19 protein-coding genes are annotated in these 21,290 nt (G+C 61.5%); 11 read left to right on the top strand and 8 right to left on the bottom strand.

Going from position 1 to position 21,290, the window contains the following annotated elements; all coding sequences use genetic code 11:
- Positions 1-9: 9 nt before the first annotated feature.
- Positions 10-1,290, bottom strand: a complete 1,281-nt coding sequence (locus I6E81_RS05760; RefSeq protein ID WP_197106407.1) for a branched-chain amino acid ABC transporter permease — start codon at positions 1,288-1,290, stop codon at positions 10-12.
- Between the two features lie 281 nt (positions 1,291-1,571).
- On the opposite strand from I6E81_RS05760, the gene guaB reads away from it, so the two are divergent.
- Positions 1,572-3,074: an IMP dehydrogenase gene (guaB, locus tag I6E81_RS05755; protein WP_197106406.1), complete on the top strand. Its 1,503-nt coding sequence runs from the start codon at positions 1,572-1,574 to the stop codon at positions 3,072-3,074.
- A gap of 120 nt (positions 3,075-3,194) precedes the next feature.
- Here the strand turns inward: guaB and I6E81_RS05750 are convergent, their stop codons facing one another.
- Genes I6E81_RS05750 through I6E81_RS05740 form a run of 3 tightly spaced genes read right to left on the bottom strand, consistent with a single transcriptional unit; the run spans position 3,195 to position 5,552 of the window.
- Positions 3,195-4,013, bottom strand: a complete 819-nt coding sequence (locus I6E81_RS05750) for an ABC transporter permease subunit (RefSeq protein ID WP_197106405.1) — start codon at positions 4,011-4,013, stop codon at positions 3,195-3,197.
- The gene (locus I6E81_RS05745) at positions 4,010-4,924 is read right to left on the bottom strand and encodes an ABC transporter ATP-binding protein (RefSeq protein WP_197106404.1); all 915 of its coding nucleotides are present in this window, start codon (positions 4,922-4,924) and stop codon (positions 4,010-4,012) included. Before I6E81_RS05745 ends, I6E81_RS05750 begins: the two co-directional genes overlap by 4 nt.
- 25 nt (positions 4,925-4,949) lie before the next feature.
- A complete protein-coding gene (locus I6E81_RS05740; protein WP_197106403.1) occupies positions 4,950-5,552 on the bottom strand; it encodes a TetR family transcriptional regulator in 603 nt (200 codons plus the stop codon).
- An 81-nt stretch (positions 5,553-5,633) separates the two neighbouring features.
- Between I6E81_RS05740 and I6E81_RS05735 the strand changes: the two genes are divergently transcribed.
- The 5 genes from I6E81_RS05735 to guaA are packed head-to-tail and all read left to right on the top strand — an operon-like array spanning position 5,634 to position 11,387.
- Positions 5,634-6,755, top strand: coding sequence for a GuaB3 family IMP dehydrogenase-related protein (locus I6E81_RS05735; RefSeq protein ID WP_197106402.1), 1,122 nt, complete (start codon positions 5,634-5,636; stop codon positions 6,753-6,755).
- A gap of 40 nt (positions 6,756-6,795) precedes the next feature.
- Positions 6,796-8,523 carry a glycerol-3-phosphate dehydrogenase/oxidase gene (locus I6E81_RS05730; protein WP_197106401.1) on the top strand — a complete coding sequence of 576 codons (1,728 nt, stop codon included), beginning with the start codon at positions 6,796-6,798 and terminating at the stop codon, positions 8,521-8,523.
- Positions 8,520-9,332, top strand: coding sequence for an SURF1 family cytochrome oxidase biogenesis protein (locus tag I6E81_RS05725; protein WP_307784108.1), 813 nt, complete (start codon positions 8,520-8,522; stop codon positions 9,330-9,332). The genes I6E81_RS05730 and I6E81_RS05725 overlap by 4 nt, the downstream gene beginning before the upstream one ends.
- Positions 9,333-9,336: 4 nt before the next feature.
- A complete protein-coding gene (locus I6E81_RS05720) occupies positions 9,337-9,795 on the top strand; it encodes a DUF3817 domain-containing protein (protein ID WP_197106400.1) in 459 nt (152 codons plus the stop codon).
- A complete protein-coding gene (gene guaA / locus I6E81_RS05715; RefSeq protein WP_197106399.1) occupies positions 9,792-11,387 on the top strand; it encodes a glutamine-hydrolyzing GMP synthase in 1,596 nt (531 codons plus the stop codon). The genes I6E81_RS05720 and guaA overlap by 4 nt, the downstream gene beginning before the upstream one ends.
- Positions 11,388-11,462: 75 nt before the next feature.
- Here guaA and I6E81_RS05710 read toward each other — a convergent pair whose 3' ends face one another.
- The 3 genes from I6E81_RS05710 to I6E81_RS14320 all read right to left on the bottom strand — a co-directional run bounded on the left by I6E81_RS05710 (position 11,463) and on the right by I6E81_RS14320 (position 13,039).
- Positions 11,463-12,266 carry a Bax inhibitor-1/YccA family protein gene (locus I6E81_RS05710; RefSeq protein ID WP_197106398.1) on the bottom strand — a complete coding sequence of 268 codons (804 nt, stop codon included), beginning with the start codon at positions 12,264-12,266 and terminating at the stop codon, positions 11,463-11,465.
- 79 nt (positions 12,267-12,345) lie between these two features.
- Positions 12,346-12,855: a hypothetical protein gene (locus I6E81_RS05705; protein WP_197106397.1), complete on the bottom strand. Its 510-nt coding sequence runs from the start codon at positions 12,853-12,855 to the stop codon at positions 12,346-12,348.
- Positions 12,845-13,039 (bottom strand): DUF4190 domain-containing protein, encoded by a 195-nt coding sequence (locus tag I6E81_RS14320; protein ID WP_197123207.1) that lies wholly within the window; start codon positions 13,037-13,039, stop codon positions 12,845-12,847. The genes I6E81_RS05705 and I6E81_RS14320 overlap by 11 nt, the downstream gene beginning before the upstream one ends.
- Before the next feature lie 171 nt (positions 13,040-13,210).
- On the opposite strand from I6E81_RS14320, the gene I6E81_RS05695 reads away from it, so the two are divergent.
- The 3 genes from I6E81_RS05695 to I6E81_RS05685 are packed head-to-tail and all read left to right on the top strand — an operon-like array spanning position 13,211 to position 18,095.
- Positions 13,211-14,212 (top strand): glycerophosphodiester phosphodiesterase family protein, encoded by a 1,002-nt coding sequence (locus I6E81_RS05695; RefSeq protein WP_197106395.1) that lies wholly within the window; start codon positions 13,211-13,213, stop codon positions 14,210-14,212.
- Positions 14,213-14,224: 12 nt separating this feature from the next.
- A complete protein-coding gene (locus I6E81_RS05690; protein ID WP_197106394.1) occupies positions 14,225-16,630 on the top strand; it encodes an ATP-dependent helicase in 2,406 nt (801 codons plus the stop codon).
- Positions 16,617-18,095: an RNB domain-containing ribonuclease gene (locus I6E81_RS05685; RefSeq protein ID WP_231603869.1), complete on the top strand. Its 1,479-nt coding sequence runs from the start codon at positions 16,617-16,619 to the stop codon at positions 18,093-18,095. The genes I6E81_RS05690 and I6E81_RS05685 overlap by 14 nt, the downstream gene beginning before the upstream one ends.
- A gap of 37 nt (positions 18,096-18,132) precedes the next feature.
- Here I6E81_RS05685 and I6E81_RS05680 read toward each other — a convergent pair whose 3' ends face one another.
- Positions 18,133-18,906 (bottom strand): oxygenase MpaB family protein, encoded by a 774-nt coding sequence (locus I6E81_RS05680; RefSeq protein WP_197106393.1) that lies wholly within the window; start codon positions 18,904-18,906, stop codon positions 18,133-18,135.
- A gap of 189 nt (positions 18,907-19,095) precedes the next feature.
- Here I6E81_RS05680 and sucC point away from each other — a divergent pair, with 189 nt between their 5' ends.
- Entirely contained in the window at positions 19,096-20,265 is a 1,170-nt protein-coding gene (gene sucC / locus I6E81_RS05675; RefSeq protein WP_197106392.1) for an ADP-forming succinate--CoA ligase subunit beta, read from the top strand.
- A gap of 10 nt (positions 20,266-20,275) precedes the next feature.
- Positions 20,276-21,163: a succinate--CoA ligase subunit alpha gene (gene sucD, locus I6E81_RS05670; RefSeq protein ID WP_197106391.1), complete on the top strand. Its 888-nt coding sequence runs from the start codon at positions 20,276-20,278 to the stop codon at positions 21,161-21,163.
- Positions 21,164-21,290: the final 127 nt, after the last annotated feature.

Raw genomic sequence — 21,290 nt, 5'->3', positions numbered from 1 at the left:
GAGCGGCCCCTAACCTATTCTCTCTTTGCGACCCAAGATGCCTTGTGGTCTGAACAACAAGACGATGATGAGCACACCGAGCGCGCCGACATACTTCAGGTCGGATGGGATGAAGAGGCTAGACGTCTCAACAAGAACGCCGACGATGATCGAGCCGACAAGCGCACCAAATGCTGTGCCCAGTCCACCGAGGGTTACCGCTGCGAAGACGAGCAGCAGAATCTGCGCCCCCATATCCCAGCGGATGCCTGGACGGAAGTAGGCCCACAGCACACCGGCGAGGCCGGCCATGGCTGCAGCGAGGATCCACACCACACGGACGACCTGGTCGACGTCGATTCCGGATGCCGCTGCCAGCGACGGGTTGTCGGAGACGGCGCGAGTTGCCTTACCGATCTTGGTCTTGACGAGCCACCACGCGAAGATACAGATCACGACGATGCTGATGACCATGCTGATCATGTTGGTTTGGCTGAGCGATACCGATCCGAAGAGCGGAATATCGGGGGAGTCGGAGCCGGGCAGTTGCTCGGTTCCTCCTCCACGGAAGTACTGGAAGGTATAGCGCAGTGCCAGCGACAGACCGATTGACACGATCATGAGCTGAACGATACCGACGCCCTTCTTGCGCAGCGGTTTCCAGAGCGCGGCATCGAGTGACCACCCGAAGCCGGCACTGAGGAGCACGGCAAGGGGTATCGCTATCCAGACGGGCCAACCGAGGTCGACCGACACAATGAGTGCCATCACCGCACCGAAGGTCACCATTTCTGCGTGCGCAAAGTTGGAGAGCCCGGTGGTTCCGTAAACGAGCGAGATGCCAATGGCCGCGAGGCCGAGCATCAGTCCGAAGTTCACGCCGTTGACGATACGTTCGACGAACTGATCGAAGAAGCTCGTGACGTTACGTTCACCGCGGCCGATAAAGAAGTTCATGACGGTCGAGCCACTGGGGCCGATCATCGCCTCTTTGACGTTGGGAGTGTCGTCGTCGCCCACCTCGTCGATTACCGCAATGCCCTCGGGCAGCGTGTCTTCGTTGAGAGTGACAGTGAATTCGTCACCGTCGGGAACGCCGACTTTCCAGCGACCATCAGCATCCGTGGCTACTTCAACCTCGTAGCCGCCGCCAGAGATGGTGAGAAGTACACCCTCTAGCGCCACGCTCTCGAGCTTGACGTTACCGATGATGCTGTTGTCGTATTCGTCGACGTTAACCTCGTCGGCCATTGCAGGCATGGCCATCAGAGAGAAGGCGGCAGAAAGAGCAACAATGAGTGCTACAAGCACTCCTCGTCTATTTTTCCGTCGCGTGCGGCGATATTCCGCTGTGTTCACAGGACCTCCAGGAAGGGACCCAGCCGGAATCAAGAATCCCAGCGGGTTCTGACGTGTCGACGGCAATGACGACACCGGCCGATTGCGGTCCGACATACAAATGCTTGTCGGGTACAAAGCGGTGAAGCCATTATGCGGGGGAATGTTCTGGCATGAAACCCGTTAATATTGATTGGCCGGAGATTTAACACAAGATCACCGGTTTCGCGCTCCCGCCGTAAGGAAGATTTAACATGGAACAGCCAGACCCCTTCGGCTTCGTCGGCCTCACCTATGACGACGTAATGCTTTTGCCCGGGCACACCGATGTAATTCCAAGCGATGCTGACACCAGTTCACGTCTCACCCGCAGAATCCGGGTGTCTTCGCCGCTTATTTCATCGGCAATGGACACGGTTACCGAGGCTCGAATGGCCATTGCGATGGCCCGCAACGGTGGTCTTGGGGTGCTTCACCGCAACCTCTCGATCGACGATCAGGCGGCCTACGTCGACAAGGTCAAACGCAGCGAATCGGGCATGATTACCAATCCGGTAACAACTACGCAACAAGCGACTGTTGCCGAAGTGGACGCCCTCTGTGGCCAGTTCCGTGTCTCTGGTCTTCCTGTCGTGGAAGAAGACGGAACACTCGTCGGAATCATCACGAACCGTGACATGCGGTTCATCGAGCCAGAAGATATGGATTCGGTGCTCGTGCGCGACGTCATGACGACGACGCCGCTCGTGACCGCTCCAGTCGGCATCGACCGCGAGGGCGCTATCGCCCTCCTGAACAAGCACAAGATCGAAAAGCTGCCTCTCGTCGACGACGCAGGCAAGCTCAGTGGTCTCATCACGGTCAAGGACTTTGAGAAGACCGACCAATACCCCAACGCCACTAAAGACGAAGAAGGACGACTGCGCGTCGGAGCGGCAATCGGTTTCTTCGGCGACGCGTGGGAGCGCGCCGAACGCTTGCGCGATGCTGGTGTTGACCTCATCGTGGTCGACACCGCCAATGGCGAGTCCGCTGGCGTGATCGATATCGTTCGTCGCCTCAAGGCTGACTCGTCGTTTGACGCGATCGACATCATCGGCGGCAACGTTGCTACTCGCGCGGGTGCTCAAGCGCTCATCGATGCAGGGGTGGATGCCGTCAAGGTCGGCGTTGGCCCCGGATCGATCTGCACGACCCGTGTCGTGGCCGGTGTCGGAGTACCGCAGGTGACCGCCGTGTACGAAGCGTCACTCGCAGCGCGGGAGGCCGGCATCCCGGTCATCGCTGATGGTGGCCTCCAGTATTCCGGTGACATCGCCAAGGCACTCGTTGCCGGTGCTGAGACCGTCATGCTCGGTTCGTTGCTCGCCGGAACCGATGAGAGCCCCGGCGACCTCATCTTCCTCAATGGCAAGCAGTTCAAGAGCTACCGCGGAATGGGTTCGCTCGGCGCCATGCAGACGCGAGGCAAAAAGACGTCCTACTCGCGCGACCGCTACTTCCAGGCTGATGTGCCGTCGGATGACCAGCTCATCCCTGAGGGCATCGAGGGCCAGGTTCCTTACCGTGGCCCCGTTTCCACCGTCATGTACCAGTTGCTCGGTGGTCTTCGTCAGTCGATGTTCTACACGGGAGCTCGCACCATTGAGGAGCTCCAGCAGAAGGGCAAGTTTGTGCGGATTACCGCCGCAGGCTTGAAAGAATCGCACCCCCACGACATCCAGATGGTTGTTGAGGCGCCGAACTACCGTCGCTAACACGCGCACTCGTCTTGGCCATTGCGCCCGGAAGTGAGTGAGCGAGAGACACTGAAGGCCTGCTGGAGCAATTGCTTCCAGCAGGCCTTCAGTCGTGAAGGGAGGTGTGTGCGTGCGCCCTTAAGCGGAGACGTCGCGGCGGTTGAAGACGACTCCGCCGAGCGCGAGCACAACGGCCGAGATGCCGAAGATGAGGCCGAGGGAACCCCCGTCGACTCCCTCGCTCAGCGGTGAATTGCCGAACGCCCAATGGTACGGGGAGAGGCTGTGAAGCCATTCGACATCGGCACTTTGGTTGCCGAGCGAGTTAAGAATGTAGCCCAGCAGGGAGATTCCGGCCGCAGCGGCGGAGGCGAAGGCGCGGCGACCAGTGATGGCGCCGACGGCGAGGCCGAAACTGGCTGCGAGCACTCCCAGACCGAGTAGCGCCGCGCATCCAGCGACCACGTGAGCAGGCTCGAGGTCGATTCCCGAGGAATCGTTGAGCGCGAGAATCAGCAGCGCCGAGACGATGCTGAGCCATAGCAGTCGGAGCATGACGCCGAGACTGCGCTCGACCATGATCTGCACTCGGGAGACGCCGTGGGCGAGAGTGAGTTCGAGCGAACCCGATTCTTCGTCGCCTGCGATTGCGGCCGAGCTCCACAGCGTGGCGGCAATGGTGAACAGAACGAAGCCGATCAGGCCGAGGAACGTGGCCTGGACATAGCCGGCGCCGCTCGTGAGGTCCTCGAAACCGAGAGTGCTCGAAAGCCCCTCGGGAATCGATTTGATGACCTCATCGAAGCCCGCGTTCTCGCCCGAGAACGACGAATACAACGGAACGTAGAGGAAGATCGCGCCGGCAACTCCGGCAGTCCAACCGAGCAGGCCACGCCAAGAATCGGCGAGATTGCGTCGAGTGAGCGGGAGAAAGCTGGCGCTCGTAGGCTGACTCATTTGGTTGCCTCATTCGAGTAGAGATCGATAACTGACGATTCGAGATCTTGCTCTTCAACCCGAAGGTCGACCACGTGGAACGGGGCGATCGCCTTGACGAGCGCATCGATGTGTCCCTCGACCGTGCCGGTGACTTGCACCACATCGCCAGCGGTGACGGCGAGATTGTCTAGTTGAGGCAGCGCAATCAATGCCGTGCGGATGTCGTCGGCTGCGGCATCCGTGAAGTCAATGACAACGCGGCGAATGGCGCTCGCTCGCAGGCTGGCAACGTCACCGACTTTTACTACCGTGCCGTTGCGCAGCACCGCGACCTGATCGGCAGCGTTCTGGATTTCGCTCAAGACATGAGAGCTGAGGAACACCGTTTGGCCATTGTGTTGGGCTTCGCGCACCATCGAGAGGAACTCTTGTTGCACCAGAGGGTCGAGGCCGCTCGTAGGTTCATCGAGCACGAGAAGTTTCGGCTCGTGCATGAAGGCCTGCACGAGCCCCAGCTTCTGCTTGTTGCCTTTGGAGAGAGTGCGTACGTGGCGGGTGAGGTCGAGCCCTAAGCGCTCAGAGAGCGCGTCGATGCGGCCGGGCGCGACGGGGCCGCTGATCGCGGCGTAGTGCTTGAGTAGTGAGCGGCCAGTGATGCGGCCCTCGAGGAGGAGTTCCCCCGGCAGGAATCCGATGTCGCGGCGCAGCGCAGCACCGCCAGCGATGGGGGACTTGCCGAGCACCGTGGCGCTGCCGGACGTGGGGCGAATGATGTCAAGCAGTAGCCTCATGGCGGTTGTCTTGCCGGCGCCGTTGGGACCAATCATGCCGAACACGCTGCCGGTTTCGACGGCGAGGTCGAGGCCGTCGAGGGCACTATTGCTGCCGTAGCGCTTGGTGAGCGCGTGGGTTTCTATGGCGTAAGTCATGGGTGGGGCCGGAGCCCGGTCCTTCCTAGGAGGGAGTGGTTGAGGGGGTGTAAATGCCGTGGGTGTAGAGCTCGAGGGCGGCATTGCCCATGCGGCTGAGGCTGTCGAGGCCGAAGTGACTGCTGCCGAGGCTGCGAGCGATGTGGCTTTGCAGGGTGAGTGTCGACAGGCTGTGGGTGACGAGGAGCACAGCGCGGGCGTGCTCGTCGGCTGTTGGCGTGATGGTGCCGCTGGCTACTCCCTCGCGCAGCATCGTGTGGGACATCTCGACAAAGCGGTCGAAGAGGTCGGCGCCCGCGACAGAGTCATCGGTGAAGAGGCGACCCAGGTAGATAAGCCAAGGCTCGAAGGTGGCGAGGTCGGCGTACCACTCGCTTACTGCCGCGCTCACGTCTCCTTCGCCCAGTCCCGCTTTGCGGTGGGTGACCTCCGTGATGATGAAGTCATCGCACGCGGCTTTGAGTTCGCGCATGCTTCCAAAGTGGTGAATGACGAGGCCAGCGCTCACGCCGGCCTCCGTTGCTACGGCGCGGGCGCTCGTTGCGGCGAACCCGTTATGCCCGATGAGCCGAATTGCGGCGTCACGGATGCGGGCTTTGGTGGTGGAGTCATCCGATCTTGAACGCATGTTTAACAAACTAAACAGTTGTTTAATGGTTGTCAATGGTGGACAGGTTCCGCCCAATCCTCGGCGCGGTAGGCTGGAGTAGTGAATGATTTCGAGATTGGCCGCGCCAAGCGCGCTCGCCGCGTCTACTCCTTTGATGACATCGCTATCGTGCCGTCGCGCCGTACGCGTGACCCCCGTGATGTGTCGGTGAGCTGGACGATTGACGCCTACACGTTCGACATCCCCGTGATCGCTGCTCCGATGGACTCCGTGGTCTCGCCAGCAACAGCAATTGCGATGGGAAAGCTCGGCGGGCTGGGAGTGCTCGACCTCGAAGGGCTCTGGACCCGGTACGAGAACCCCGAACCCGTTCTCGAAGAAATCCGTTCGTTGCCCGCCGACCAGGCGACCGCACGGATGCAGCAGCTGTATGCCGAGCCGATCAAGCCCGAGCTTGTCACTCAGCGTCTCGCCGAGATCCGCGAAGCCGGAGTGCCCGTCGCTGGCGCACTAAGCCCGCAACGCACACAAGAGCTGTACCAAACAGTGGTGGATGCCGGAGTCGACCTGTTCGTCATCCGCGGCACGACTGTGAGTGCCGAACACGTCTCCAAGACGACTGAGCCGCTCAACCTCAAGGAATTCATCTACGAACTCGACGTGCCCGTGATCGTGGGCGGTGCCGCAACCTACACCGCAGCACTGCACCTCATGCGCACCGGAGCCGCCGGAGTGCTCGTCGGATTTGGTGGCGGAGCCTCCAGCACCACGCGCACTGCCCTCGGCATCCACGCTCCCATGGCAACAGCGGTTGCCGATGTTGCTGGCGCCCGCCGCGACTACATGGACGAGTCGGGTGGACGCTACGTTCACGTCATCGCCGATGGTGGCCTCGGTACCAGTGGCGACATCGTGAAAGCGATCTCCGTCGGCGCCGACGCCGTCATGCTCGGCAGCACCCTTGCCCGCGCGACCGAAGCTCCTGGTGGCGGTTACCACTGGGGCCAAGAGGCGCACCACTCCGAACTTCCCCGCGGAAACCGTGTCGAAGTTGGGCAGCTTGCTCCTCTCGCAGAAATCCTTAACGGGCCATCGTCACACCCGAACGGTCAGTCGAACCTCATCGGTGCGCTGCGTCGCTCGATGGCCACCACCGGCTACTCCGACCTCAAGGAATTCCAACGGGTCGATGTTGTTGTTGCTCCGTACAATCCGCTGTAGCTAAACCCACGTTTACGTCAACTGGCGCTGGAGGAAAACAATGGTCACACTTCGATCGATTGCCCCGACAGCGCCACTGAGCGCTGAGCAACGAACAGCAGCCATTGCGGCGCTGCGCGACACTGAACTCGACATCCTCGTGATCGGTGGCGGCATCGTTGGCACGGGTAGTGCCTTGGATGCCGTGACGCGCGGCCTCAACGTCGGCATGGTTGAGGCGCGTGACTGGGCCTCGGGCACGTCGAGCCGGTCATCGAAGCTCGTGCACGGCGGCATCCGCTATCTGGAACAGCTCGACTTTCGGCTGGTGCGCGAAGCGCTCAAGGAGCGTGGCTTGCTCTTGCAGCGTCTTGCTCCTCATCTCGTGCGGCCGGTGCGATTTCTTTATCCGGTGACGAAGCCGATCTTTGAGCGGCTATATATCGGTGCCGGAATGTTGCTCTACGATCTTCTGAGTTACACGGGTGGGCGACCTCCCGGAGTGCCTCATCACCGTCACCTGACGCGCGGCCAGATGCTGCGGGCGGCGCCGAGCTTGCGCGCTGATGCCTTCCGCGGCGGACTTACGTACTACGACGCTCAAGTCGATGACGCCCGCTATGTATCGACGCTCGCGCGCACCGCGAGCTTCTACGGCGCTCACGTTGCGAACCGTGTTCGGGTCGAAGATTTTGTCAAGGTCGGCGAGCGGGTTGTCGGTGTGCTGGCGCACGATCTTGAGACGGGCGAGAAGTTTGAGGTTCGCGCCAAGCAGGTTGTCAACGCCACCGGAGTGTGGACCGATGACACTCAGGCGATGGTCGGTACGCGTGGCCAGTTCAAGGTGCGAGCGTCCAAAGGGGTGCACCTTGTGGTGCCGCGCGATCGTTTCCAATCGAAGCTGGGGCTGCTGCTGCGCACCGAGAAGAGCGTGCTCTTTGTGATTCCGTGGGGCCGTCATTGGCTCATCGGCACCACCGACACCGACTGGGATCTCGACAAAGCGCATCCCGCTGCCACGGCGGCCGATATCGACTATTTGCTGGCGCATGTCAATAAAGTACTGGCCGTTCCGCTGACCCGTGATGATGTCGAAGGTGTCTATGCCGGCCTCCGCCCGCTGCTCGCGGGGGAGTCAGACCTCACGTCAAAGCTCAGCCGCGAACACATCGTTGCCCACAGTGTTCCCGGTCTCGTTGTTGTCGCCGGCGGCAAGTGGACGACCTACCGCATCATGGCCAAGGACGCTGTGGATGCCGCGGTCGACGCTCTCGACGGCAAGATTTCGCCGAGCATCACCGAAGAGGTCGCACTGCTCGGGGCGGAGGGCTACCGGGCTGCATGGAACAAGCGCGCCGCCCTCGCGCGCAGCTACGACGTGCACAAGTCGCGCGTCGAACATCTTCTCAACCGCTACGGCGTGCTCGCCACCGAGGTGCTTGAGCTTGTGCGCGCGACGCCAAGCCTGGCCGAAGCGCTCCCCGGTGCAGACGACTACATCGCTGCCGAAATCGTGTATGCCACGAGTGCCGAAGGTGCCCTTCACCTCGACGACGTGCTGGCTCGCCGCACACGTATATCGATTGAGGCATGGGATCGCGGAGTCTCCGCTGCGCCCGTCGCGGCAGAACTCATGGCTGATGTGCTGGGGTGGGATAAAGCCCGTACTCAGACGGAAGTTGAGCGCTACCTACAGCGGGTCGACGCAGAATTGGCGAGCCAAAAGCAGCCCGACGACGAGTCGGCTGACAGGGTTCGCCTCGCAGCACCAGATATTGTTAGCGAGTGAGTACGAGCAATTCCCCCCTGAGCACGCCAGCCCCCAGCACTGAGCCAGCGACGATGTGGGAAATCGCGCGTCGACCGCGCTGGATCGGCGCCCTCGTCTTGGCTCTCGCTATTGCCGCCAGTTTCGCAGCCCTCGGCCAGTGGCAGCTCAGCCGCAGCCTCGAGGGTGGCGAGATCACCGCGCAACAGAGCGAGAGCGTCGTCGAACTCGATTCGGTCGCTACAGCCCAAGAACCGTTGTCGTACCTCACGACAGGTCAAACGGTCACGCTCACGGCTGAGCTCATTGCGGGCGACTACGTCATCCTCTCCGACCGCAACAACGACAGCCAAGGAATGGGCTACTGGGTCGTCGCTCATGGAGTTGAACCGAGCGGTGCGAGTATCGCCATCGCGTTGGGCTGGGCCGAGTCGGCGGATGCCGCGGCATCCGCTATCGCTGATTTAGACACGATGGCGACCACGCTGACGATCACCGGAAGGCTGCTGCCAACCGAGTCGCCCCAACAGTCTGACTTTGAAGAGGGGGAGCGCAGCGCACTCGCTGTCTCTGAACTCGTGAACCTGTGGTCAGAGGTTCCGGCGGGAACCTACGGCGGATATGTTATCAGCTTCGATGCTCCCGCAGGTCTCGAGACGATTGATTCGCCCCCGCCATCGACCGAGGTTTCGCTCAACCTGCTCAACGTGTTCTACGCCGTTGAATGGGTAGTGTTCGCGGGATTCGCCGTCTTCCTTTGGTTCCGCCTTGTGCGGGATGTGTGGGAAGAGGAGCGCGAAGCTCGCAGCTCTGACGCGGCCGTAGACTAGAGCCATGGCTCTCGGTCCCCGGCTTTCAGATATTCCCAGCATTCGACGCACTCTTTCGTTCTACAAGGTGTCGTCGATCGTCACCGGTACCTTCCTGCTTGTGCTGTGCCTCATGATGATCTTCCGCTACGGACTGGGCGGCGACATCGAGCTCAACGGCCCTTCCGCTTTCTTGACGCTCACGCCAAAAGAGCTCGTGCAGGGCATCAACGTATCGACCATCATTCTGATCGTTCACGGCTGGCTTTACGTCTTCTACGTTGCCGCAGACTTCATCCTGTGGCGCCTCACGCGTTACTCGTTCCTGCGCTTCCTCTACATCGCCCTCGGCGGTGTCATCCCTTTTCTGTCGTTCTTCCTCGAACGTCAGGTACCGCGACTCGTTGAGACGAAGATCGCGACCCTCGAATCCGCTGCAGCCGCGAAAGCGGCCGGCGCTGACTCCGCAAAGGCAACTGCATGACCGACTCCACGGCCACATCCGCAGACACGAATGCACGCCCCGTTCTTGTCGTCGACTTCGGCGCCCAATACGCGCAACTGATCGCGCGTCGTGTGCGTGAGGCGAACGTCTATAGCGAGATTGTTCCCCACACGATCACCGCAGCAGAGATCGCCGCCAAGAACCCGGCTGGCATCGTGCTGAGTGGTGGCCCCTCGAGCGTCTACGAGCCTGGCTCGCCCGACCTCGACCCCGGCATCCTCAAGCTCGGTGTTCCTGTTTTTGGTATTTGCTACGGCTTCCAGGTGATGGCACGTCAGCTCGGCGGCACCGTTGCCAAGACGGGGCTGCGCGAATACGGCGCTACCGACATGACCGTTCAGGGCGGTGGCGGAAACCTCTTGGGCGACCAGCCGTCGGAACAGACGGTGTGGATGAGCCACGGTGATGCTGTGACCGAAGCGCCAGAAGGTTTTGCCGTTTTGGCGAGCAGCGAGGCGACTCCGGTCGCCGCATTCTCCAGCGTTGAGCGCGGTCTGTATGGAGTGCAGTGGCACCCCGAGGTCAAGCACTCGACGCACGGTCAAGACTTGCTCGAGAACTTCTTGCACGATGCTGCCGGCATCCCCGCCGACTGGAACAGTGGCAACGTTATTGCTGAGCAGGTTGCGCGCATTCGCGAGCAAGTTGGCTCGGCCAAGGTCATTTGTGGTCTCTCTGGTGGCGTCGATTCCGCTGTTGCTGCCGCGATCGTGCACGAAGCTGTGGGCGATCAACTCGTTTGCATCTTTGTTGACCACGGTCTGCTGCGTCAGGATGAGCGCCGCCAGGTTGAAGAAGATTACGTTGCCTCGACCGGTGTGCGTCTCGTCACCGTCGATGCCGTCGATCAGTTCATGGATGCTCTCGCCGGAGTCACTGACCCCGAAACGAAGCGCAAGATCATCGGCCGCGAGTTCATCCGCAGCTTTGAGAACGCCGCAGAAGCCCTCGTACTTGAGACGAAGGGCAGCGAAGACACTGTGAAGTTCCTCGTGCAGGGAACGCTCTACCCGGATGTCGTCGAAAGTGGCGGAGGAACCGGCACCGCCAACATCAAGAGCCACCACAACGTTGGCGGGCTCCCCGAAGACTTGCAGTTCGAGCTTGTCGAACCGCTGCGCACCCTGTTCAAAGATGAGGTGCGCGCGATCGGTCGCGAGCTGGGCTTGCCGGAGGTCATTGTTGGCCGCCAGCCGTTCCCTGGCCCTGGCCTCGGCATCCGCATCATTGGTGAGGTCACTCACGACCGTCTCGAGTTGCTGCGCAAGGCTGACGCGATTGCTCGCGCCGAGCTGACCGCCGCTGGTCTGGATGACACGATCTGGCAGTGCCCCGTCGTGCTTCTCGCTGACGTGCGCTCGGTCGGTGTGCAGGGCGACGGTCGCACTTACGGTCACCCGATCGTATTGCGCCCCGTCTCGTCGGAAGACGCGATGACCGCCGACTGGACGCGCCTGCCGTACGACGTGCTCGCCAAGATTTCTAACCGCATCACCAACGAGGTGGATGGGGTCAACCGCGTGGTTCTCGACGTCACGTCGAAGCCGCCAGGAACTATCGAGTGGGAATAGCGCTTTAACGACAAAGCCCCCGTTACCCGGCTAATGCCGAGGTGACGGGGGCTTTGTCGTTGCTGAGTGGTGCTGCTAGTCGCGGCTGATGGCGAACATGCGCAGCAGTTCGAGGTAGAGCCAGATGACGGTGACCATGATTCCGAAGGCACCCTTCCAGCCGAACGCGCGGGGTGCGCGATTGTTGGCACCTCGCTGGATGAAGTCGAAGTCGAGCACGAGTGAGTACGCGGCCATGATGACGACCAGCACGCCCAAGATGAGACCGAAGGGGATGCCGAAGATGGTCTCGCTGCGAAGCCCGAATGCGTTGTCGGTAGCGCCGGTGATCATCATGACGAAGTTCACGAGCGAGAAGACAACGTAACCGATCATCGCAATCATGAAGACCTTGGTGGCCTTCTTCGACGCGCGAATCTTGCCACTCGCGAAGAGCGCGAGCGTGACGCCCACAACAACGACGGTGGCGATGACGGCCTGCGAGACGACTCCGCTATATGCGTTTTCGAAGACGCGCGAGATGCCGCCGACGAAGAGACCTTCAAAGGCGGCGTAAGTCAGAACAAGAGCGCCGGAGGGCTGCTTCTTGAAGATGTTGACGAGGGCCAGCACGAAGCCGATGAGGCCTGCACCGATCCACAGAAGGGGAAATGCGGGAACGAGCATCCAGCTGAGGCCAGCGCCGACGACGAGCAGCGCGAAGGCCCCTACAGTCTTGGCGATGGTGTCTTCAACGGTCATGACATCACCGGAGGCGGGAGCCGACTCCTGGTTGTACATGTCGTTGAGCTGCTGGTTGGAGACCTGGTTCGCGACGGCGATTCCGCCGCGCGAGCTGAATGCAGCATCGCGGGAGAAAGCGGGGTTATTGAGTGCCATGATTCCTCTGGTTGGTGTGGTGTCACACGTTTGTGACGCACCCCCAAAACTACCGGAGTTCGCTGAGAAATGCCGCGTTTTAGCGTCGGGCGGCTGCGCTGACAGCGATCAGCCGAGCAAGCCAGGCTGCCGCCACGAGCACGACGAAAGAAATGGCGAGTGCTTGAGGCATCTGCGAGTACTCCTGATAGAACCGCGGAAGGATGATGCCGTTGGCAATCGGGAGGGCAAGCGCGAGATACGAGATGAGCGGTCGGTGTCGCACGATGAGCCAGCACAGCAGCGGGATCACGAGGGTCCACATCGACATCGGGCCCGTGAGCATGAGCCAGATTTGGGTGACCGCTGGCAGGGCCACGATCATCCGTCGCCACCCTTTCGCAGGCATGATCGAGTACCCGACGACCGTCGATGTGGTGCCGATGAGCAAGATGATGAGCGTGTAGTTGTTGGCTCCCTGCAGGTGCATGGCGCCCGCGATGATGAGCACTAACCCCGTGTAGTAGCGGTCGGCGTAGTTGCCCCACCGCAGGGGAAGGCGCCGGGTTGGCTCCCGGAACCGCGTGCGTGTTGGCGGCTTAGCGACCATTGGTGAGCAGCGAGTACAACAGAATTGCCCACACGACTAACCACACATAACCCAGCGCCGTGGCAATGATCGCCATGGCCTTGCCGCGTTCGCCCGTCTCTTTGATCTGCCGAAGCGCCAAGTGGCCAAAGATGAGGGCTGGAGGCCCGCCAATCGCGGCCAAAATGAGCGCGAGAATAGCCAAAGGACTCGTCCGTTTTGCTGCCAGCGGCGCCGGGCGGGCGGCATCAGCAGACGTGGGTTCTCCGCAATAAATGCAGAATTTCCACTCCGGTTGCACTGTTGCAGCGCATGACGAACATTCGGGCATAACTAAATATTAGTGGTTGGTCGCGTAACGCATATTCTTGACCCAATGAGCACCACCATTCGCCCGCTTGTGATCGGGCACCGCGGGGCAAGCGGATACCGCCCAGAGCACACTCGAGCCGCCTACGAACTCGCTTTCACCCTGGGGGCGGATGCTGTCGAACCCGACATTGTGGCCACCCGCGATGGCGTGCTGGTGTTGCGCCATGAGAACGAAATTTCGGGCACAACGGATGTGGCGGAGCATCCCGAGTTTGCTGACCGGCGCACGTCAAAGACGATCGACGGCACCGCGATGACGGGCTGGTTTACGGAAGACTTCACGTGGGAGGAACTCAGCACTCTGCACGCTCGTGAACGCTTGCCCGAGGTGCGGCAAGCGAGTACCGCCCACAACGATGTTTCGCCGATTCTGCGATTGAGCGACCTGCTTGAGGTTGTGGACCAGCATCCGGAGGCTGCGCGTCGCCCCCTGAAGATCGTCGCTGAGATCAAGCATGCGAGCTATTTTGCGTCGATCGGGCTGCCGCTTGACGAGCTTTTCGCCCGCGACGTGAGCGGGTGGGCGACGGCCGACAACCTCATTATTGAATCATTCGAGCAGAGCGTGCTGCACCGCATCCGGGAGCGTGGGATTCCGGGCCAGCTCGTGTTCTTGCTCGAGTCGAGCGGGGCGCCGTCTGATTTGATTGCGCGCTTCGGTGCGAAAGCGCGGAGCTACGCCGACCATCTCACCGCTGACGGCCTTGCCCAATTGACCCGCGAAGTCGACGGAATCAGCGTCGATAAGAAGATGCTGATGGTGAAAGATCTGGCGGGCAATCTCACCGGCACCAACGATCTCGTTGAGCGCGCTCATGCGGCCGGGCTTCTCGTTTTCTGCTGGACACTGAGGGCTGAGAACCGCTTCTTGCCGAAGAACTTGCGCTCGAGCAAGCAGCCCGAGCAACACGGAGATTGGCGTGCGGAGTTTCGGATGCTCATCGATTCCGGTCTCGATGGCGTTTTCGCGGACCAACCCGACCTCGCCGTCAGCGCGCGCGGGTAGAGTCGAGGGGCCATGACGACTGCTCTTGACCCTCACGACCCTGGCCGTTCTGACGACGGGGATTCCATTAGCGACCCTCTGCTCGACGGGCTGAATCCGCGTCAACGGGAGGCTGTTGAATACCGCGGGCCTTCGCTGCTGATTGTGGCGGGCGCTGGCTCGGGTAAGACGAGCGTTCTGACGCGTCGCATTGCCGGGCTGTTGCGTTCGGGAGAAGCCTGGCCGAGCCAGATTCTTGCCATCACCTTCACCAACAAGGCTGCCGCCGAAATGCGCGAGCGTGTGGGTGCCATCGTGGGCAATACCGCCGAGGGCATGTGGATCTCGACCTTCCACTCCGCCTGCGTACGCATTTTGCGCCGCGAAGCTGAAGCCTTTGGGTTCTCCAAGAACTTCACCATTTATGACTCGGCCGACAGCAAAGCTCTGCTCAAGCGGATTCTCAAAGAGCTCGACGCCGACATGTTCGGCCTCACGGTCAGCAAGGCCGCGAACCGCATTTCGCAGCTCAAGAATGAGCTAACCGACGTCGACGGTTTCGCGCGGGATGCCAACATGAGCGACCCGACAGAGAAGAAGTTCCTTGAGGTCTTCCGGCGCTACACTCGCGGCCTCAGCGACGCCAACGCCTTCGACTTCGACGACCTCATCGGGCAGACCGTGTACCTGTTCCGGGCGTTCCCGCAGATCGCGGCCACCTACCAGCGTCGCTTCAAGCACATCCTTGTTGACGAATATCAGGACACCAACCACGCGCAGTATTCGCTCATCCGCGAGCTGACGCGGCCGCCAGCTCCTGAGCAGTTCGAGACCTCGCCTGGAGTGCTCATTGCCGGCTCCAGCAGCGAGGCGGATGCCGCGTCGCTGACCGTGGTCGGCGACAGTGACCAGTCGATTTATGCGTTCCGCGGGGCCGACATCCGCAACATTGTGGAGTTCGAGCGCGACTTTCCGAACTCGACCGTGATTCTGCTTGAGCAGAACTACCGCTCAACCCAGACGATTCTGGATGCCGCCAACGCGGTGATCTCGCACAACTTCGATCGCAAAGACAAGAAGCTCTTCACGACCGTGGGTGCTGGCGACAAGATCATGGGCTTCACCGGTTACTCGGGCCACGACGAAGCGCAGTTTGTGGCCGACGAGATTCAGAAGCTGCACGATCAGGGCGTCGCCTACAAAGACGTCGCGGTTTTCTATCGCACCAACTCGCAGACTCGTGCGCTGGAAGAGATTTTCATTCGCGCAGCGTTGCCGTACCGCGTGCTCGGCGGCACGAAGTTCTATGAGCGCGCAGAAATCAAGGATGCCTTCGGCTACTTGATTGCGGTCGCGAACCCGGCGGATCCGCTGGCTCTGCGTCGCATCATGAACACGCCGAAGCGGGGCATTGGCCCGGCGACGGAAGCTGCGCTGCAGGCGTGGGCGGATGACCGGGGCATGACATTGCGCGATGCGATGCGCAACGCCTCCGAACTCGGCCTCGGCCCCAAGGTCACGAAAGCGATCGTTGGTCTGGCTGAGGTGCTCGACGAAGTGATGGCGAAGGTGGAGACATCCAAGCCCGCTGATATTTTGACCGAGCTTCTAGAGCGCTCGGGGTATCTGACGGCGCTGCGCGCCTCGCAAGACCCGCAAGACGAAGCTCGCGCCGAGAACGTTGACGAGCTCGTGGCGGTGACGAAGGAGTTTGGCAAGAACAACCCCGACGGCACCCTGCTCGACTTCCTCACCGAGGTGTCTCTCGTGGCGGCGGCCGATGATCTGGATGACTCCAGCGGAACCGTCTCGCTCATGACGCTGCACACCGCGAAGGGCCTCGAATACGATTCGGTGTTCCTCACCGGTGTCGAAGAAGACCTGCTGCCGCACCGCATGTCGGCGAACGAGCCTGGCGGCCCCGCCGAAGAACGTCGACTGTTCTATGTCGGCATCACGCGTGCCCGCAAACGACTCTTTCTCTCGCTGGCCATGACCCGCGCCCAGTTCGGCGAAGTCAACGTCGCGATGCCGAGCCGCTACCTGCAAGAGATTCCCACCGAACTCATCGAGTGGAAGCAATCACCCGGCATGGCGAACTCGCGCGGCGGAACCCAATCCCGTGCGCTCAACGCTCGCCGCGACGGCAACAGTGGCGGTGGCTCGTGGGCCGGCTCGCTGCGGCAAGCGGCATCCGGTGGTCTGCCTCCGGCACCGCCGCGGGCCAAGACCGAATGGGCCAGCCCCATCACCGCAACCGTGCGCGACAACGGTGACCTCACGCTGGCGGCGGGCGACCGCATCCGGCACACTGATTTTGGTGACGGAACCGTGAACCAAGTCACGGGCGCTGGCCCTAAGAGCATCGCTGACGTTCAGTTCGACACCTCCGGGCGCAAGCGCCTGCTGATCAAGATTGCTCCCATTGAGAAACTTTGATTCTGAAGGAACACCGCAGTCGGGTACGCCGCGTCACTGGGAACCCCGGCTCGTGGTGCCGCGCGTTCGGCCACTCGACACCGACGACGAGTTGGCTCAGGCGCTCGCAGCAGTGCGGGTCGAGCTGAAGCTTCCCACCGAGTTCAGCGCTGAAGTCGAGGAAGCAGCCAACGCCGCAGTGGCAGCATTCGAGCCGCCGGAACGCGACCTCACCGGCATCCCGTTTGTGACGATTGACCCCGAGGGCGCGACCGATCTCGACCAGGCGCTCTACCTCGAACGCACCGGCGAAACACTGCGCGTGATGTACGCCATCGCAGAAGTGCCCGCCTTCGTGCTTCCCGGCTCAGCCGTGGATGCTGAAGCCCGCAAGCGTGGCCAAACCTTGTACGGTCCTGACGACCGGGTGCCGCTGCATCCGACGATCATCAGTGAAGACGCCGCCTCGCTTCTCGCCGGTGCGACGCGACCCGCTTTTGTCTGGACTTTTGACTTGGATGCCGCGGGCGAGGTCATCACGACAACTCTCGTGCGTGCGCAAGTGCGTAACCGTCGCCAGTTCAACTATCTCGAAGTGCAAGAGTTGCTCGACAACGACCGCGCGGACGAATCCCTCTCGCTGCTGCCCGAGTTTGGGCGCCTGCGTATCGAACTTGAACGCCAGCGCGGGGGAGCGAGCCTCAACCGTCCCGACGAAGAAGTGGCTGTCGTTGATGGCCAGTATGTGATCGAGCGTCGAGCGTCGCTGCCCGTTGAGGATTACAACGCGCATGTCTCGCTCATGACCGGCATGGAAGCCGCTCGCATCATGCTCGAAGGCAAAGTCGGCATTCTGCGCACGATGCCCGCGCCCGATGATGAAACGCTCGAACAGTTCCGCCGTCAAGTGGCGAGCCTTGGATGCCCGTGGCCCGAGAACCAGAACTATGGCGAGTACTTGCGGGCTCTCGACCACTCCGATCCGCGTGCTCTCGCGGCGACCCACGCCGCCACCTCGCTGTTCCGTGGAGCGGGCTACACGCCCTTCGACGGTGAACTGCCCGAAGACACCATCCAAGCTGCCGTAGCAGCGCCTTACGCTCACGCAACAGCGCCGCTGCGTCGACTCGTCGACCGCTTCGTACTTGTCGCGTGTGAAGCGATTGTCGCGGGGCGCGAAGTGCCGAAATGGGTGCGCGAAGCGCTGCCCCAACTGCCCAAGATCATGGGCCGCACGAGTCAGCTCGCATCGCAGTTCGACCGCGCTTCGGTCGACGTGATCGAAGCGGCACTGTTGCGGCCGCGAGTGGGCGACGAGTTCGAAGCAACAGTGGTTTCGGAGCGCGCCGAGGGTGGAGTCATTCAGATTGCTGAACCGGTGATCACGGCTCGCATCTCCGGCACGGTTTCGGCTGGCGATACGGTGCGCGTTCGACTGGTATCTGCCGAGATTGCGACAGGAAAGATCGAGTTCGAACTCGCGTAAGTAGCGCTGCTGCTCCCGGCACCCGCGCAATCGAGCGCTAGGTGGCGTCGGCGAGCGATCGCCGGAACGACGCCAGATACCGGCGCTGCGCAGCGAAGCGCACCCAGCGGGGAAGGTGCGGGTACACAGCACGCGTGACCCGCATGATCCGGTCGAAGCGTTTCTGGTTGTGGGGGAGCGCATAGGCCTCGCGCAACTCAGGGCTCAGCAATCCCGCGGTCAGCACTCGAACGAGCGGCATTGACGCTCGCAACCACCACGGTCCGCCGGTTGGATGTAGCAGCTGCTGGGCTACTCCACGGCTCGCGTTCGTGACGCGCAACGAGGCCACGCTCTCGTTCCAGTAGGCGGCAAACGCCGCGCGATCGGCCGGCCACCGCGCGCGCGGAACGCCCAACGCGGTCGCAATCACCGCGTAGTCAGCAAGTAAGGTCTCGGCATCCACGTCGCGCAGCGGCCCGAAAACCAGCTCGCGCACCCGCATCGCGGTGTCGTAGAGCGTGGCGGCGACCCACAACTGCAGCTGCGGGTCACGGGCGTCATAGCTGTCGGCCCGCACCGGGCGGTGAGCCGCGCCCACGCGCCGCGCGACCTCGGCAGCCTCGGCCGGCGTGCCATAAACGGTGACATAGAGATACGTGAGGGTGCCGTTGAGACGATCCAAGGGGCGCCGCGCAAAGTCACTGTGCTCGGCCACCGCCTGACCCACAGCGGGGTGCGCGATTTGCAACAGGATGGCCGCCCCACCGCCGGCTAACAGAGCGACGTCGGCAGAGACATCCGCAATTCTGAGGGGGTCGGATGCGGGCACACGGCCAGTTTACGAGGCCCGAACCACAAGATTCGCTGATCTTTCGCCACATTCAGCCCGCTATCGGAAAACCCACAACGTTAGGCACGGTAAGGTTTTCTATTGGCGTGCGACTCATGGAGCCGACCAATTTGGCACCGATTCGCCGCCTTCCCCACTCACCATTACGCGCGGATTGGAATGAGCAGCGTGGATCTATATGAGTACCAAGCCAGGGACGTATTTGAGTCCTATGGCGTACCAGTACTTGCCGGCCTAATTGCCGACACCCCAGAAGAAGCCAAAGCAGCAGCCGAGAAAATCGGTGGAACTGTCGTTGTCAAGGCTCAGGTCAAGACCGGCGGTCGCGGCAAGGCGGGTGGTGTCAAGGTCGTTCACAACGCCGACGACGCTTTCACCGCAGCCGAGCAGATCCTTGGTCTCGACATCAACGGCCACACGGTCAAGCGAGTAATGATTGCTGCCGGTGCTCGCATCGCGCAGGAGTTCTACTTCTCCGTGCTGCTCGACCGAGCAAACCGCTCCTACCTTTCGCTGTGCAGCGTTGAGGGTGGAGTGGAAATCGAGGTGCTTGCTGTTGAGCGCCCCGAAGCTCTCGCCAAGATCGAGGTCAACCCGCTGACGGGTATCGACCTCGCGAAGGCCACCGAAATTGCGATCGCTGCTAAGTTCCCGGCAGAGCTCGTCGACAAGGTTGCTCCTGTCTTCGTGAAGCTCTACGACGTGTACAAGGGCGAAGACGCAACTCTCGTTGAGGTCAACCCTCTCGTGATCACCGAAGACGGCGACATTGTTGCCCTCGATGGCAAGGTATCGCTTGACGAGAACGCTGAGTTCCGTCACCCCAAGCATGCAGAACTCGAAGATGCTGCTGCCGCTGATCCCCTCGAGGCGAAGGCTAAGGCCAACAACCTCAACTACGTCAAGCTCGACGGTGAAGTCGGTGTCATCGGTAACGGTGCAGGCCTCGTCATGTCGACGCTGGATGTTGTTGCCTACGCTGGCGAAAACCACGGCAACGTGAAGCCAGCCAACTTCCTCGACATCGGTGGCGGAGCCTCCGCTGAGGTCATGGCCGCCGGACTCGACGTTATTCTCAATGACCCTCAGGTCAAGAGCGTATTCGTCAACGTCTTCGGTGGAATCACCGCGTGTGACGCTGTTGCCCACGGAATCGTGGGTGCGCTCGCCGCGCTCGGCGATGCCGCCAACAAGCCTCTCGTTGTCCGTCTCGACGGCAACAAGGTTGAGGAGGGTCGCGCGATTCTCGCAGAAGCGAACCACCCCCTCGTGACGCTAGCCGCCTCAATGGACGAGGGCGCCGACAAGGCCGCCGAACTCGCCAACGCTGCGAAGTAAGGAACCGAGCATGTCAATTTTCCTCAACAAGGATTCCAAGGTCATCGTTCAGGGCATCACCGGCGGTGAGGGCACCAAGCACACTGCTCTCATGCTCGCTGCTGGCACCCAGGTCGTTGGCGGCGTCAACGCACGCAAGGCTGGCACCACCGTGACGCACGGTGACGTTGAGCTGCCCGTGTTCGGCACTGTTGCTGAAGCAATGGAGAAGACGGGAGCGGATGTTTCGATCGCTTTTGTTCCTCCGGCCTTCACCAAGGATGCCGTTATCGAAGCTATCGACGCTGAGATGCCACTGCTCGTCATCATCACTGAGGGTGTTCCCGTCGGTGACTCGGCTGAGTTCTGGGCGTACGCGCAGGAGAAGGGCAACAAGACCCGCATCATTGGTCCGAACTGCCCCGGCATCATCACGCCCGGTGAAGCACTCGTCGGCATCACGCCGGCGAACATCACCGGCAAGGGCCCGATCGGTCTCGTCTCCAAGTCGGGAACGCTCACGTACCAGATGATGTACGAACTCCGTGACCTCGGATTCTCGACCGCAATCGGTATCGGTGGAGACCCCATCATCGGCACGACGCACATCGACGCTCTTGAAGCGTTTGAGGCCGACCCCGAGACCAAGGCAATCGTGATGATTGGTGAGATTGGTGGAGACGCTGAAGAGCGTGCCGCTGACTACATCAAGGCTCACGTGACGAAGCCTGTTGTGGGCTACGTTGCTGGCTTCACGGCACCCGAGGGTAAGACCATGGGTCACGCCGGTGCGATCGTTTCTGGCTCCGCCGGAACCGCTCAGGCCAAGAAGGAAGCTCTTGAAGCTGCCGGTGTAAAGGTCGGCAAGACGCCGTCTGAAGCAGCCAAGCTCATGCGCGAAATTCTCGAAACTCTGTAGCAAGCACTCTCGCTACACAGAAGCGCCGCCGTCCACTGGACGGCGGCGCTTCTGTCGTTTAACGGCGTCCCCCAAAGAGCGGACAATATGTCACGTTAACGTAACGATGAGTTAAAGGGGGGCCCCC

Source organism: Salinibacterium sp. NG22 (assembly GCF_015864925.1).
GTDB lineage: Bacteria > Actinomycetota > Actinomycetes > Actinomycetales > Microbacteriaceae > Rhodoglobus.
This window is presented reverse-complemented; position numbering and strand designations above follow the sequence as displayed.